12 protein-coding genes are annotated in these 13,239 nt (G+C 74.3%); 5 read left to right on the forward strand and 7 right to left on the reverse strand.

What is annotated here, in order from left to right; genetic code table 11:
• Positions 1-69: 69 nt before the first annotated feature.
• The 4 genes from trpB (at position 70) to lgt (ending at position 4,231) form a co-directional block, all read left to right on the forward strand.
• Positions 70-1,356, forward strand: coding sequence for a tryptophan synthase subunit beta (gene trpB, locus IG90_RS0121340; RefSeq protein ID WP_030586667.1), 1,287 nt, complete (start codon positions 70-72; stop codon positions 1,354-1,356).
• On the forward strand, positions 1,353-2,165 hold the full coding sequence (trpA, locus tag IG90_RS0121345; RefSeq protein ID WP_030586672.1) for a tryptophan synthase subunit alpha: 813 nt from the start codon (positions 1,353-1,355) through the stop codon (positions 2,163-2,165). The genes trpB and trpA overlap by 4 nt, the downstream gene beginning before the upstream one ends.
• A gap of 75 nt (positions 2,166-2,240) precedes the next feature.
• Positions 2,241-3,110: a thioredoxin domain-containing protein gene (locus tag IG90_RS0121350; protein ID WP_030586675.1), complete on the forward strand. Its 870-nt coding sequence runs from the start codon at positions 2,241-2,243 to the stop codon at positions 3,108-3,110.
• A gap of 98 nt (positions 3,111-3,208) precedes the next feature.
• The gene (gene lgt, locus IG90_RS0121355; RefSeq protein WP_030586678.1) at positions 3,209-4,231 is read left to right on the forward strand and encodes a prolipoprotein diacylglyceryl transferase; all 1,023 of its coding nucleotides are present in this window, start codon (positions 3,209-3,211) and stop codon (positions 4,229-4,231) included.
• 65 nt (positions 4,232-4,296) lie between these two features.
• Here lgt and IG90_RS0121360 read toward each other — a convergent pair whose 3' ends face one another.
• Genes IG90_RS0121360 through IG90_RS0121390 form a run of 7 tightly spaced genes read right to left on the reverse strand, consistent with a single transcriptional unit; the run spans position 4,297 to position 12,089 of the window.
• Complete coding sequence (locus tag IG90_RS0121360; protein WP_030586681.1) at positions 4,297-5,163, reverse strand: HpcH/HpaI aldolase/citrate lyase family protein; 867 nt, start codon at positions 5,161-5,163, stop codon at positions 4,297-4,299.
• Entirely contained in the window at positions 5,160-6,359 is a 1,200-nt protein-coding gene (locus IG90_RS0121365) for a CaiB/BaiF CoA transferase family protein (RefSeq protein WP_030586684.1), read from the reverse strand. The genes IG90_RS0121360 and IG90_RS0121365 overlap by 4 nt, the downstream gene beginning before the upstream one ends.
• Entirely contained in the window at positions 6,356-7,246 is an 891-nt protein-coding gene (rbsK, locus tag IG90_RS0121370) for a ribokinase (protein WP_030586687.1), read from the reverse strand. The genes IG90_RS0121365 and rbsK overlap by 4 nt, the downstream gene beginning before the upstream one ends.
• A complete protein-coding gene (locus IG90_RS0121375; protein WP_030586690.1) occupies positions 7,243-8,610 on the reverse strand; it encodes an ADP-ribosylglycohydrolase family protein in 1,368 nt (455 codons plus the stop codon). Before IG90_RS0121375 ends, rbsK begins: the two co-directional genes overlap by 4 nt.
• The gene (locus IG90_RS0121380; protein WP_030586692.1) at positions 8,607-9,812 is read right to left on the reverse strand and encodes an ADP-ribosylglycohydrolase family protein; all 1,206 of its coding nucleotides are present in this window, start codon (positions 9,810-9,812) and stop codon (positions 8,607-8,609) included. The genes IG90_RS0121375 and IG90_RS0121380 overlap by 4 nt, the downstream gene beginning before the upstream one ends.
• Complete coding sequence (locus tag IG90_RS0121385; protein ID WP_030586694.1) at positions 9,727-10,983, reverse strand: ADP-ribosylglycohydrolase family protein; 1,257 nt, start codon at positions 10,981-10,983, stop codon at positions 9,727-9,729. The genes IG90_RS0121380 and IG90_RS0121385 overlap by 86 nt, the downstream gene beginning before the upstream one ends.
• Entirely contained in the window at positions 10,980-12,089 is a 1,110-nt protein-coding gene (locus tag IG90_RS0121390; RefSeq protein WP_030586696.1) for an ADP-ribosylglycohydrolase family protein, read from the reverse strand. The genes IG90_RS0121385 and IG90_RS0121390 overlap by 4 nt, the downstream gene beginning before the upstream one ends.
• A gap of 285 nt (positions 12,090-12,374) precedes the next feature.
• On the opposite strand from IG90_RS0121390, the gene IG90_RS0121395 reads away from it, so the two are divergent.
• The gene (locus IG90_RS0121395; RefSeq protein WP_030586699.1) at positions 12,375-13,106 is read left to right on the forward strand and encodes a VIT1/CCC1 transporter family protein; all 732 of its coding nucleotides are present in this window, start codon (positions 12,375-12,377) and stop codon (positions 13,104-13,106) included.
• Positions 13,107-13,239 lie beyond the last annotated feature (133 nt).

Raw genomic sequence — 13,239 nt, forward strand, 5'->3', positions numbered from 1 at the left:
GTCCCGGTGGCGCTCCGCCCCCGGCGCATACGGTGCATCCATCCGTTGCCATGCCAAGGAGCACGTCGCATGTCGTCCGACTTCTTCATTCCGGACCCCGAGGGTCTGATCCCCAGCGCCGAGGGTTACTTCGGCGAGTACGGCGGCAAGTTCATCCCGGAGGCGCTCGTCGCCGCCGTGGACGAGGTCGCCGTCGAGTACGACAAGGCCAAGGCCGACCCGGCCTTCGCCGCCGAGCTCAACGAGCTCATGGTCGACTACACGGGCCGGCCCAGCGCGCTGACCGAGGTCCCGCGCTTCGCCGAGCACGCCGGCGGCGCGCGGATCTTCCTCAAGCGCGAGGACCTGAACCACACCGGCTCGCACAAGATCAACAACGTGCTGGGCCAGGCGCTCCTCACCAAGCGCATGGGCAAGACCCGCGTCATCGCCGAGACCGGAGCCGGCCAGCACGGCGTCGCCACCGCGACCGCCTGCGCCCTCTTCGGTCTCGACTGCACCATCTACATGGGCGAGATCGACACCGAGCGCCAGGCGCTGAACGTGGCCCGGATGCGGATGCTCGGCGCCGAGGTCGTCGCCGTGAAGTCCGGCTCGCGGACCCTGAAGGACGCCATCAACGAGGCGTTCCGCGACTGGGTCGCCAACGTGGACCGCACCCACTACCTCTTCGGTACGGTCGCCGGCCCGCACCCCTTCCCGGCGATGGTCCGCGATTTCCACCGCGTCATCGGCGTCGAGGCCCGCCGCCAGATCCTGGAGCGCGCGGGCCGCCTCCCGGACGCGGCGGTCGCCTGCGTCGGCGGCGGCTCCAACGCCATCGGCCTCTTCCACGCCTTCATCCCCGACGCCGACGTCCGCCTGGTGGGCTGCGAGCCCGCCGGGCACGGCGTGGAGACCGGCGAGCACGCGGCGACGCTGACCGCGGGGGAGCCCGGCATCCTGCACGGTTCGCGCTCCTACGTCCTCCAGGACGACGAGGGCCAGATCACCGAGCCGTACTCCATCTCGGCGGGACTGGACTACCCGGGCATCGGCCCGGAGCACGCGTACCTCAAGGACACCGGACGCGGCGAGTACCGCGCGGTCACCGACGACGCGGCCATGCAGGCCCTGCGCCTGCTGTCCCGCACCGAGGGGATCATCCCGGCCATCGAGAGCGCCCACGCCCTCGCCGGCGCACTGGAGCTGGGCAGGGAACTCGGCAAGGACGGGCTGATCCTCATCAACCTGTCCGGCCGCGGCGACAAGGACATGGACACCGCCGCCCGCTACTTCGGGCTCTACGACACCGACGCCGCCGTTGAGGCGGACGCCGACAGCGACCGCGCCGAGATCGAGGGGGACGCCAAGTGAGCGGCAACATCGAGCTGTTGAACACCACCCTGGCCGCCACCCGGGCCGAGGGCCGGGCGGCGCTCATCGCCTACCTCCCGGCGGGATTCCCGACCGTCGACGGCGGCATCGAAGCGGTCAAGGCCGTCATCGCGGGCGGCGCGGACGTCGTCGAGATCGGGCTCCCGCACAGCGACCCGGTCCTCGACGGGCCGGTCATCCAGACCGCGGACGACATCGCCCTGCGCGGCGGCGTCCGGATCGCCGACGTGATGCGCACGGTCCGCGAGGCGTACGAGGCCACCGGCGTCCCGATCCTGGTCATGACGTACTGGAACCCCATCGACCGCTACGGCGTCGAGCGCTTCACCGCCGAGCTGGCCGAGGCGGGCGGCGCCGGGTGCATCCTGCCCGACCTGCCGGTCCAGGAGTCCGCGCTGTGGCGCGAACACGCTGAGAAGCACGGCCTCGCCACCGTCTTCGTCGTCGCCCCCAGCAGCCAGGACGCCCGCCTCGCCACCATCACGGCGGCCGGCAGCGGCTTCGTCTACGCGGCCTCCCTGATGGGCGTCACCGGCACCCGCGCCTCCGTCGGCGCCCAGGCCCAGGACCTGGTGGGACGCACCCGCGCCACCACCGACCTCCCGGTCTGCGTCGGCCTTGGTGTCTCCAACGCGGCGCAGGCCGCCGAGGTCGCCGGGTTCGCGGACGGCGTGATCGTCGGCTCGGCCTTCGTCAAGGCCGTGCTGGACGCCCGCGACGAGGCCGCAGGCCTCGCCGCCGTCCGCTCGCTGGCAGGCGAACTGGCCGAAGGTGTTCGAAAGCGCTGAGCCCTTTAATCACCCGAATGGGTGGATTATGGACCGGGGAGGCGCGGAGGCGCCTCCCCGGTTCGTTCCCCGGGTGTGAGCGACAAGATCCCTGAGGGAAACAGAAGCGCGCGCGAGCGCCTGGCCCAGCAGCGTGAGCTGGAGAAGGGGCGCGAGAAGCGCCGCCGGACGCTGATCGTCGCCTCGGCGGTGGTCGGGGTGCTCGCCCTGGCCGCCGTGGTCGGCCTGATCGCGGCCAACGCGGGCAAGGACGACGGCGGCGACACCGCGTCCGGCCCCGCCATCGCCCCGTCGGGCGCGACCGGCGAGGACGCCCTGACCCTGCCGGTCGGCGCCGCCGACGCCCCGTCCACCCTCACGATCTGGGAGGACTTCCGCTGCCCCGTCTGCGCCCAGTTCGAGAACGCCTTCCGGGACACCGTCAAGGAACTGGCGGACGACGGCCAGGTCAAGGTGGAGTACCACCTGGCCACCATCATCGACGGCAATCTCGGCGGCACCGGCTCGCTGCGCGCCGCCAACGCCGCCGCCTGCGCCCAGGACACCGGCAAGTTCGCCCCGTACCACGACGTGCTCTTCAGCAACCAGCCTCCCGAGCCGGACGACGCCTTCGGCAAGAACAGCCGGCTGATCGAGCTGGCCGGGAAGGTCGAGGGGCTCGACACGCCGGGCTTCCGCAGCTGTGTGGAGGACGGCGAGCACGACAGCTGGGTGAAGAAGTCCGATACGGCGTTCCGCGAGGGCGGCTTCCAGGGCACGCCGACGGTGCTGCTCAACGGGGAGTCCGTCTTCCCGAGCAAGGGCGACGAGCAGATCTCCCCGGAGAACCTGAAGAAGTGGGTCGCCGCGGCCAACAAGGGCAAGAAGCCGGGCACCGCCGACCCGTCCGCCCCGGCGGAAGGGGCCTTCGACCCGGCCTCGCCCTCCTCCGCGGCCGGTTCCTGACGGGGCCCCGCACCCGCCCGTGACGCGGCCCTCGTTACCCAGACGTTGCCGGGTGGCTTGCCGTACCCACCGCCCGGCAAGGTAGCGTCGACCTCGCCATGAACCTTGCCTTCATTCCCAGCCCGTCGACCGGCGTGATCGAGCTCGGCCCGATCCCGCTCCGCGGCTACGCGTTCTGCATCATCATCGGTGTCTTCGTCGCCGTCTGGTTCGGCAACAGGCGCTGGGTCGCCCGGGGCGGCAAAGCCGGCACCGTGGCCGACGTCGCCGTCTGGGCGGTGCCCTTCGGGCTCGTCGGCGGCCGGATCTACCACGTGATCACCGACTACCAGCTGTATTTCAGCGACGGTGAGAACTGGGTCGACGCCTTCAAGATCTGGGAGGGCGGCCTCGGCATCTGGGGCGCGGTGGCCTTCGGTGCCGTCGGCGCCTGGATCGCCTGCCGCCGCCGGGGCATCCCGCTGCCCGCCTGGGCGGACGCTATGGCCCCCGCCCTCGCCATCGCGCAGGCCATCGGCCGCTGGGGCAACTGGTTCAACCAGGAGCTGTACGGCAAGCCCACCGACCTCCCCTGGGCGCTGGAGATCAGCGAGGGACCGAACCGGGTCGCCGGGACGTACCACCCGACCTTCCTGTACGAGTCGCTGTGGTGCATCGGCGTCGCGCTGCTGGTCGTCTGGGCCGACCGCCGCTTCAGGCTCGGCCACGGACGGGCGTTCGCGCTGTACGTCGCTGCCTACTGCGCGGGACGCGGCTGGATCGAGTACATGCGGGTCGACGAGGCCCACCACATCCTGGGCCTCCGCCTGAACGTGTGGACCGCGATCATCGTCTTCGTCCTCGCCGTCGCCTACATCGTGGTCTCCGCGAAGATCCGCCCGGGCCGCGAGGAGATCGTCGAGCCCGACCGGGACGCCGCCCCCGAGAAGAAGGACGGCCCCGCAGACGAGGGCGGCTCCGACGAGGGCGGCTCCGACGAGGACGGCTCCGACGAGGACGGCTCCGGGAAGGCGGACGCCCCAGAGAAGAAGGACCCGTTCACGAAGGACGAGCCGGGCGAGTCCGGCAAGGGTGCCACCGCCGACAGCACCGGATCGGCCGAAGCAGCCGAGAAGAGCTGACCGGCCGCGCCCCGGCGGGCGCTTCCACCCCGCACACCTCCCGCTCGCCGGGCGGGCCCGGAACCTCAGGCCCGCCCGGCGAGCGCGATCGTCCGGCGGGCCGATGCCACCACCGCCGCGTCCACGAACCTCCCGTCCGGCAACGCCAGCGCCCCCGCCTCCACCGCCGAGGCCGCGACGATCTCCTCGGCCGCCTCGATCTCCCTTGCCGTCGGCCGGAACGCCCGCTCGATCACCGGCAGCTGGCGCGGATGGATCGCCGCCCGGCCCAGCATCCCGAGCGCCCGCCCCCGCCCGCACGACGCCCACAGCCCGTCCAGGTCCCGGATGTCCGGGAACACCGACTGGGCCGGCGGCGGAAGGGCCGCGGCCCGGGCCGCCACCACGATCCGGCTGCGCGGCCAGTCGAGCCCGGCGTCCTCCCGTACGCCCAGATCCGCCCGCAGATCCGCCTCGCCCAGCGCGATGCCGCGTACGGCGGGATGGGCCGAGGCGATCGAGTACGCGTGCTCGATCGCGAGCGCCGACTCCAGCAGCGGATACAGCGGAACGCCCGGGGCCACGGCCGCCACATGGTGCACCGAGACCGCATGGGTGATCTTCGGCAGCCGGAACGCGGCCAGCCCCGGCAGCGCCGCCAGCGCCCGGATGTCGTCCTCGCCGTGCACCCGGACATGGACCGGCACCGCGTCCGGGGCCGCCGTGACCTGGTCCGCGAGGAGCTCGACGGTGGCCGCCCGCGCGTACTCCTTACGGTCCGGGGCGACGGCGTCCTCCAGGTCGACGATCACCACGTCCGCCCCGCAGCCCAGCGCCTTGGCCACCACCTCCGGCCGGTCCCCGGGCACGTACAGCCAGGTCAGCGGCGGCCGGCCGGCGGGTGGCGGCGGGCCCTCCGGCAGCGGCGGGGCCGGAACGGGCCGGCCGGTCACAGCGCCCCCTGGTCCCGCAGCGCCGCGATCCGCGTCTTTGAGAGGCCGAGCCCGGCCAGGATCTCCTCGGTGTCCGCGCCGTGCGGGCGGCCCGCCCACCGGATCCCGCCGGGGGTCTCCGAGAGCCGGAAGAGGACGTTCTGCATCCGCAGCGGCCCCAGCTCCGGATCGTCGACCTCGGTGATCGTGTCCAGCGCCCGGTACTGCGGGTCCTCCATCACCTCCCGTACGTCATGGATCGGCGCGACGGCCGCCTCCGCCTTCTCGAAGCCGTCTCGCACCTCCTCGCGGCTGTGGCGGGAGATCCAGTGGCCGACGGCCCCGTCCAGCTCCTCGGTGTGCTCGGCCCGGGTGGTGCCCGCGCCGAACCACGGCTCGTCGATCAGGTCCGGACGGCCGACCAGCCGCATCACCCGCTCGGCGACGGACTGGGCGGAGGCGGAGACCGCGACCCAGTGACCGTCGGCGGTGCGGTAGGTGTTGCGCGGGGCGTTGTTGCGGGAGCGGTTGCCGGTGCGCGGCTGGACGTAGCCGAGCTGGTCGAACCAGAGCGGCTGCGGGCCCAGCACGGTCAGGATCGGCTCGATGATCGCCAGGTCCACCACCTGCCCCGCGCCGGTCTTCTCCCGCCCGGCGAGCGCGGCCATCACCGCGTACGCCGTCGCCAGCGCCGCGACGGAGTCCGCGAGTCCGAACGGCGGCAGCGTCGGCGGTCCGTCCGGCTCCCCGGTGATCGCGGCGAACCCGCTCATCGCCTCGGCGAGCGTCCCGAAGCCGGGGCGGTGGGCGTACGGCCCGAACTGGCCGAAGCCGGTGACCCGGGCCAGCACCAGACGCGGGTTGACGGCGTGCAGCTCCTCGGGGCCCAGGCCCCAGCGCTCCAGGGTCCCGGGCCGGAAGTTCTCGATGATCACATCGGTCTCGGCGGCCAGCCGGAGCAGCACGTCGCGGCCGCCCGGCGCGGACAGGTCGAGGGTGAGGGCGCGCTTGTTGCGGCCGAGCAGCTTCCACCACAGGCCGACCCCGTCCTTGGCGGGCCCGTGCCCGCGCGAGGGATCCGGCTTACGGGGGTGCTCGACCTTGATCACGTCGGCGCCGAAGTCCCCGAGCATGGTGGCGGCGAGCGGTCCGGCGAAGAGGGTGGCCAGGTCGATGACCTTCAGCCCGGTGAGGGGTCCTGCTCCGGTCGTACTCATACGGCATCGGCCTCGATCTCGCTGCGGTACGGCATGGACGTGGACGCGCCCGGCTTCTGGACACAGAGCGCGGCGGCCGAGGAGGCGAACGCCAGCGCCTTCGCCACGGGCCGCCCTTCCCCGAGCGCCACGGCCAGCGCCCCCACGAAGGTGTCCCCGGCCCCGGTCGTGTCGACGGCGTTCACCGCGGGGGCCTCGAAGAGCACCGGCTCGCCGCCCCGGGCCGCGTACAGGGACCCCTTCGCACCGAGCGTGATGATCACCTCGGGCACCTGGCGCAGCAGGATCTGCGCCGCCGCGTGCGGTTCGGCCTGCCCGGACAGCTCGGCTGCCTCGTGCTCGTTGGGGACCAACAGGTCGATGTGGTCGAGGAGTTCATCGGGGAGGGGTTGTACGGGGGAGGGGGTGAGGATGGTCCGTACGCCCTGGGCCCGGGCCGCGCGGGCGCCCTCCACGACGGCGGAGAGCGGGAGTTCGAGCTGCATCAGCAGCAGGTCGGCGGCGGCGATCGCCGCAATCTCCCCGGGCCCGAGCGCGGTCACGACGCCGTTGGCGCCGGGGATCACCACGATCGCGTTGGACCCGGTGTCGTCCACCACGATGTGCGCGGTGCCGCTGGGGCCCTCGGCAGTGTGCAGCAGGTCGGTGTCCACCCCGGCGTGTTCGAGGCCGTCGCGCAGCCGTGCGCCGTACGCGTCGTCGCCGACCGCGCCGATCATCGTCACCGCGCCGCCCGCGCGGGCGGCGGCGACGGCCTGGTTGGCGCCCTTGCCGCCGGGGATCGTGCGGAACTCCCGTCCGGTGACGGTCTCGCCGCCGCCGGGGGCGCGGGCCGTGTAGGCGACGAGGTCCATATTGGTGCTGCCGAGCACCGCGATGCGGGTCATGGGTGCAGAGCCTCCTGATGGGTCAGTGCGGCGAGGGTGTCGAACCCGGTCCGGTCGAAGCCGGGTACGGAGGTGGCGAGCCGGTTCTTCAGCGGGGCCGTCCAGTGCTCGGGCAGGGCGTCCGGCCCGCCGGAAAGGAGTCCGGCCAGTGACCCGGCGGTCGCCCCGTTGGAGTCGGTGTCCCAGCCCCCGGAGACCGCGCGGCCGATGGACCGGGTGAAGTCGCCGTCGGCGTGGGTGAGGGCGGCGGCCAGCAGCGCGGCGTTGGGCAGGACGTGCACCCAGTGGTGGGTGTCCGCGTAGACGGCGTGCAGCCGGTCCACGACGACGTCGAAGTCCCCTTCCGTACGGGCCGCCTCGATGCCGAGGCGGACCGCGCGCGCGTACCGCGAGTGTGGCGGCACCACCCGCAGCCCGGCCGCCAGACAGCCGTGCACATCGCTCTCACCCTCGGCCGCGACGGCGAGTGCGGCGGCGGTGAACATCGCGCCGTACACCCCGTTGCCGGTGTGGGTGAGGACCGCGTCGCGGTGGGCCTGGGCGGCGGCCCCGGCCGGGTCGCCGGGGTGGGTCCAGCCGTGCACGTCCGCCCGGATCTGGGCGCCGATCCACTCCCGGAACGGGTTGCGGAGGCGGGCGGTCTGCGGGGGTTCGACGCCGGCGAGGAGGTTGCCGTACGCGATGCGCTCGGCGGTGAAGGCGCGTCCGGCGGGCAGCTCGTCCAGCCAGAGCCGGGCCAGGTCGGCGGTGGTGAAGGAGCGCCCGTGCCGTTGGAGCAACAGCAGGGTGAGGAGAAGGTGGTTGAGGTCGTCGTCCTCGGGCATGCCGTCGATGTTCTCGGCCAGGGACGTGGGGGCCGAGCGGCGGTTCCAGGGGTGGGCGGCCAGCAGCCCGGGGGGCACGCCGCGTGCGGTGAACCAGGTGGTGGGGGGCCAGTTGCCGGTGGCGCGGGCCAGGGCGCGGATGCCGGTCAGCGGCAGCTTCTCGACCGGCTTTCCGAGCAGGCAGCCCGCCGCCCGGCCCAGCCAGGCCGCGTGCAGCCGGTCCCGGCCGACGGCGGGCGTGGCGTCCACCGGGCCTGGCCAGTGGGGGCAAGCGGCCACGATCTCGTCCAGGGCGGTCGGCTCGTCGGCGGCCAACGGCGACTCAAGCAGGGCGAGTTCGTCGAGGAGTTGCCCGGCAAGCTCGCGCAGTCGCGGCGGCGCGGGCGGCTCGGACGCTCCCGCACGGTCCGGGGCGGGGGAGCCCCCGGCCGCGTACCACCGCTCCTCGATCTCGCGGGCGTCCCGGCCGTCCTGCGCGGCCTGCCGCAGCTCGTGCCCGACCAGGTCCTCGGGCTGCACCCAGGTGAGGCGGACGTTCACCGCGCACCGGCCAGCGCGGTGAACGCGGTCTCGTGGGCCCGGCGGCGCTCCAGATCCCGGGCGAAGACCTCACGGGCCACCTGCGCCAGGGTCCGGGCCGGGGCGTCCAGGTCCAGCCGGCTCGCCTCCGCCACCGTGGACGCCCAGTCGGCCGGGACCTCGCCGCCGAGCGAGCCCACGATCGCCCCGCTCATCGTCGCGATGGAGTCGCAGTCCCGCCCGTAGTTCACCGAGCCGAGCACCGTACGCCGGTAGTCGCCGCCCCCGACCAGCAACATCCCCAGCGCGATGGGGAGCTCCTCGATGGCGTGCAGCCGGGAGGGGCGGCGGGCGCCGAGCGAGGGGCTCCGGTAGTCGGGGCCGACCGTGTCGAAGGGCTCCACCGCCGCCCGCAGCGGGCCGAGCGCGGACTCGAAGTCGTCGTGGTGCGCCGCCACTTCGCAGACCGCCTCGATGGCGGAGCGGGTGCCGTCCTTCGCCAGGGCGAGCGCGGCGTCGATCACGGTGCCGGGGGTGGCGCCGGGGTGGCAGGCGGCGGCGACGGCGGCCGCGAAGACCCCGGCGGCCTCCCGCCCGTAGGAGGACTGGTGGGGCGCCGCGACCTCCAGCGCCTCGGCGTACGCGGCCTCCGGGTGGCCGGCGTTGACCAGGCCGACCGGGGCCATGTACATCGCCGCCCCGCAGTTGACGATGTTGCCCGCACCGGCCTCGCGCGGGTCGACGTGCCCGTAGTGCAGCCGGGCCACGATCCACTTCTCCGCCAGGAAGATCCGCTGGAGCGGCAGCGCCTCGGCCTCCAGCTCCGGGATCCAGCGGGGGGAGAGCAGATCCGGTACGAGGTGGTCGGCGACGGCGTACGCGTCGAGGTGGTCGCGGACCCGGTCGTAGACGCGGATCAGCGCGTGCGTCATCAGGGTGTCGTCGGTGACGTGCCCGTCGCCCTTGTGGTAGGGCGCGATGGGGCGTGCGGTGCGCCAGTCCTCGCCGTACCAGGGGCCGACGATCCCGGTCACCCGGCCGCCGTGGCGCTCGGCGATCTGCTCGGGGGTCCAGCCCTCGACCGGGCCGCCGAGCGCGTCGCCGACGGCGGCTCCGGCGAGGGCCCGGGTGATGCGGTCATCGAGTCCGGGCGTGCTGGGGAAGAGGGGCGGCGTCGAGAGAGAGGGTGCCGGCGTGGCCGTCGTGGGCGTCGTGGGCGTCATGTCGGAATTGTCCACCCGGGGTGGCCGGTTCCGTGGCTGCCAGCAGCCCGGCGAGTTCGATCAGATCCGCGCCCGCGAGCCGGGGCAGCGCGCAGCCCGCCAGGGTGCGGCACGCCTCGCGCCAGCCCGCCGGTACGGCGGTGATCGAGCCGATCGCCCCGGTCAGCGCCCCGGCCAGGGCGGGCGCGGAGTCCGCGACCCGGGACAGACAGGCGGCGGCCGGGATGGCCTGGGCGATCTCGCCCCGGGCGGCGGTCGTGAGGGCCAGGGCGACCGGCACGGTCTCCGCCGCCGCGATCCCGTAGCTGTAGACGTGGTCCACGATCTGATGTTCCAGCACCGGGACCAGGGCGAACGCCCCGGCCGGCTCGTGCGCGAACTCCCGGGCCAGGCGGACCGCGTGCGCGGCGTTGCGGGCGATCTCGGTGCCCTCGGGGAGCTGGGCCAGGGCGGCGTTCACCACGGTGTCGACGTCCGCCCCGGCCAGGGCCGCGGCGATGGCGGCGGCCACGGCCCGGGCCCCGTGCACCCCGTCGCCGTCCTGGGTGTAGCGGGCGTCGAACTCGGCGAGAGCGGCGGCCTCCTCCGGGTCGCCCGGGTGGACCACGGCGAGCACGGCGGCCCGTACGCAGGCGGCGTCGTCGAAGTAGTGCGGGTTGTCGTGCCCGGTGGCGGGCGGCCGCAGCCCGGCGGCCAGGTTGCCGAGCCCGGCCCGCACCGAGATGCGGGCCCGCAGCGGGAGCACCGCGGCCTCGACCTCGGGGGCCCGGGCGCTGGCGGCGGCGACGGTGGCGGCGAGCGCGTTCCAGGCCCGGTCGACCGCGTCCCGCATCCGGCGGCCGGTGGTCAGGCCCACCGCGTCGTCGCCCGCCGCCAGCACCGTACGGGCGGCGAACGCGGCCCACTCGGCGTCGTCGGACGGGCCGAGCCGCAGCGGCTCGGGCGGCTGGTTGAGGGCGATGGGCACCGGGAGCGTGGTGGTGGCGTTCTGCTCGGCGAAGGTGTCCAGCTCCCGGGTGAGCCGCCGGGTCCACTCGGGCATCCGGACCGCCCGGTGCCGGGCGGCGGGCCACCCGGCGGCGTCGCCGGAGGCGAGGCCGAGCAGCAGCCCCTCGATCCGGGCGCGGCGGGAGGGGGCTGGGGCCCCGGCCGTCCTACGCGCTGTCGTCATCGCTGCTCCTCCCGCACGGGCTCGAAGGAAGCCGCCACCGACGCCATGTTCCGCACGGCCGAGGGTTCGCGACCGCCGCCCCGCTCCTGCGCGCTCCCGGCCGGCCCGGCCGCCCCGGCCACTCCCGGGTCGTCCGGCGTCAGCAGTTCCGCGATGTCCAGCACGTGGTAGCCGCGCATCGAGGGCAGGCAGCTGCCCCGGACCGGGCCGATCGCGCCCGCCCAGCCCGGCGGGATGGCACTCTCCCCGTTCAGCGCCCCGGCCAGCGCGCCCGCCACCGCCGCCGTCGTGTCCGCGTCGCGGCCCATGTTGACCGCCGTGAGCACCGCCGTCCGGAAGTCCCCGCGCGCCGCCGTGAACGCCCCGAACGCCAGGCCCACCGCCTCCGGCGCGAGGTCCGTCCACGGGTAGCCGGCGATCACCACCGCCGAGCGCACCGCCCGCTCCATCGTGAGCCGGTCGGGGTAGGGCCGCTGGGCCGCCGCCACCGCCCGGCGCAGCGACCGGGCGGTCCAGGAGTCCATCGGGACCACCGAGAGCGCGGCCGCGATCACCGAGGCGAGGCCCGAGCCGACCATGGCCGCCGCGACCCCGGCCGCCACCGCCTGGCCCCCGTAGATCCCCTCGCCCTCGTGGCTGACCCGCCCGTCCACCGCGACCAGCCGGGCCGCCTCGGCGGGGCGGCCCGCCGCGAACACCCCGAAGGGGGCCGCCCGCATCGCGAGCCCGTCGCTCCAGGCGTGCCGGTGCTGGGCCGAGATGGGTGCCGCCAGGCCCCGGCGCAGATTCTCCAGGGTGCCGCGCTCGCTGAACCCGGCCCCCCGGAACGGGCCCTCGTCCAGATCGGCGATCCAGTGGTGCCAGGCCCGCTCCACGTGGGAGACGTCGAGCGCGGAGCCGTGCCGGGCCAGCAGCAGCCCGGAGAAGATCGCGTACTCCGTGTCGTCGGTGCCCGCCGGATCATCGCTCACGAAGCCCTCGATCCGCCCCCAGCGGCGGCGGATCTCGGAGGGCCGCAGGTTCTCCGCGGGAGCGCCGAGCGCGTCCCCGACCGCCAGTCCCAGCAGCGCACCCCTGGCCCGGTCATTGCCGACGGCCGTGTCCATCGCGTCGCCCTTCCGCTCGTCCGGCGAGTCCGAATCCGGGTCCGTATCCGAGTCCGCATGCGATTCCGTTTCCGGGCCCTGTCCGCATCTGTGCCACGCGGAAGGCGAAGGGAGGCGGGAAACGCCGGGAAAGGGGCCAGGAGGATGACGGCGGGGATAGCTGAGGCTGACCTTTCTTCGCAGGTCAGAGGGGTGGTAAGGCAGGCCTGCCTTGCTGGCGGAGGCCGCCCGACCGGCGTACTTTGGACTCTGTCGAAAGTTGTATTCACCGGGGAGAAGTGGGCCGTGGCCATCATCGAGACCGAAGCCGTCCTGCACGGGGCGCACCGGGACAACCACACCCACCGGGACGTGAACGGCGGCTGGCTGCGCCCCGCCGTCTTCGGTGCGATGGACGGCCTGGTCTCCAACCTCGCCCTGATGACCGGCGTCGCCGGCAGCGCGGTCTCCCAGCAGACCATCGTGATCACCGGCCTGGCCGGACTCGCGGCCGGGGCCTTCTCCATGGCGGCGGGCGAATACACCTCCGTGGCCTCGCAGCGCGAACTGGTCGAGGCCGAGCTGGACGTCGAGCGCCGCGAGCTCCGTAAGCACCCCAAGGACGAGATGGCGGAGCTGGCCGCGCTCTACGAGTCCCGGGGCGTGGACGCACCGCTGGCCCGCGAGGTCGCCCGGCAGCTGTCGCGCGACCCGGAGCAGGCGCTGGAGATCCACGCCCGCGAGGAGCTCGGCATCGACCCGGGCGACCTGCCCTCGCCGCTCGTGGCCGCCGTCTCGTCGTTCGGCGCGTTCGCGCTGGGCGCCCTGCTGCCCGTCCTGCCCTACCTCCTCGGCGCGAGCGCCCTGTGGCCCTCGGTGCTCCTCGCGCTGCTCGGCCTCTTCGGCTGCGGCGCGGTGGTGGCCCGGGTGACGGCCCGCAGCTGGTGGTTCAGCGGACTGCGGCAGCTCGCCCTCGGTGGCGCGGCGGCGGCGCTGACGTACGGCCTGGGCACCCTGTTCGGTGTGGCGGTCGGCTGACTCCGGCGCGGCCCGGCGTACCGCGTGACCGGGCCGCCCGAACGGCTCAACGGCGCGGCAACCCGTGTGACGTACGTCTTGGCGACGCCCACTGGGCGGATCGGGCCCCACGGCCGTAAAATGAGACCCTATG

Origin of the sequence: Streptomyces anulatus (assembly GCF_000721175.1) — a bacterium.
GTDB classification, from domain to species: domain Bacteria; phylum Actinomycetota; class Actinomycetes; order Streptomycetales; family Streptomycetaceae; genus Streptomyces; species Streptomyces anulatus_C.